The sequence below is a fragment of the Streptomyces sp. NPDC017890 genome (assembly GCF_044328675.1).
Taxonomy (GTDB): domain Bacteria; phylum Actinomycetota; class Actinomycetes; order Streptomycetales; family Streptomycetaceae; genus Streptomyces.
This window is the reverse complement of record NZ_JBIRHU010000176.1, coordinates 1-1,021: the sequence shown is the minus strand read 5'-3', so window position 1 is coordinate 1,021 and position 1,021 is coordinate 1. Positions and strand designations below refer to the sequence as shown.

Below are 1,021 nucleotides of genomic sequence, written 5' to 3'. Positions count from 1 at the left end.
TGACGCCCGAGGTGGACGCGGTGCTGGCCCGGCACCCGCTGCGGGAGCTGGTCACCACCTCCGACCCGCTGCCCCTGCTCGTGGAACGCGAACGCGCCCTGTACGGCGCCTGGTACGAGTTCTTCCCCCGCTCCGAGGGCACCCCCGAAAAGCCCCACGGCACCTTCCGCACCGCCGCCCGCCGGCTGCCCGCGATCGCCGCGATGGGCTTCGACGTCGTCTACCTCCCCCCGATCCACCCCATCGGCACCACCCACCGCAAAGGCCGCAACAACACCCTCTCCGCCACCCCCGACGACGTCGGCGTCCCCTGGGCCATCGGCTCACCCGAAGGCGGCCACGACACCGTCCACCCCCACCTCGGCACGATCGACGACTTCGACGACTTCGTCGACCGGGCCGGCCGGCTGGGCCTGGAGGTCGCCCTCGACTTCGCCCTCCAGTGCTCCCCCGACCACCCCTGGGTCCACAAACACCCCGAGTGGTTCCACCACCGCCCCGACGGCACCATCGCCCACGCCGAGAACCCGCCCAAGAAGTACCAGGACATCTACCCCATCGCCTTCGACGCCGACCTCGACGGACTCGTCACCGAAACCGTCCGCGTCCTGCGGCACTGGATGGACCACGGCGTGCGGATCTTCCGCGTCGACAACCCCCACACCAAACCCGTCGTCTTCTGGGAGAAGGTCATCGGCGAGATCAACCGCGCCGACCCCGACGTCATCTTCCTCGCGGAGGCCTTCACCCGCCCCGCGATGATGCACACCCTCGCCCAGACCGGCTTCCAGCAGTCCTACACCTACTTCACCTGGCGCAACACCAAGCAGGAACTCACCGAGTACCTCACCGAACTGACCGGGGACGCCGCCTCCTACATGCGGCCCAACCTCTTCACCAACACCCCCGACATCCTGCACGCCTACCTCCAGCACGGCGGCCGCCCCGCCTTCGAGGTACGCGCCGTCCTCGCCGCCACCCTCTCCCCCGCCTGGGGCATCTACAGCGGCTACGAACTCTG

General features: G+C 69.4%; 1 pseudogene. It reads left to right on the top strand.

Annotation, left to right across the window (positions count from 1 at the left end):
* Positions 1 to 1,021, top strand: a pseudogene (locus ACH4F2_RS36365) (alpha-1,4-glucan--maltose-1-phosphate maltosyltransferase); the annotation flags it as partial.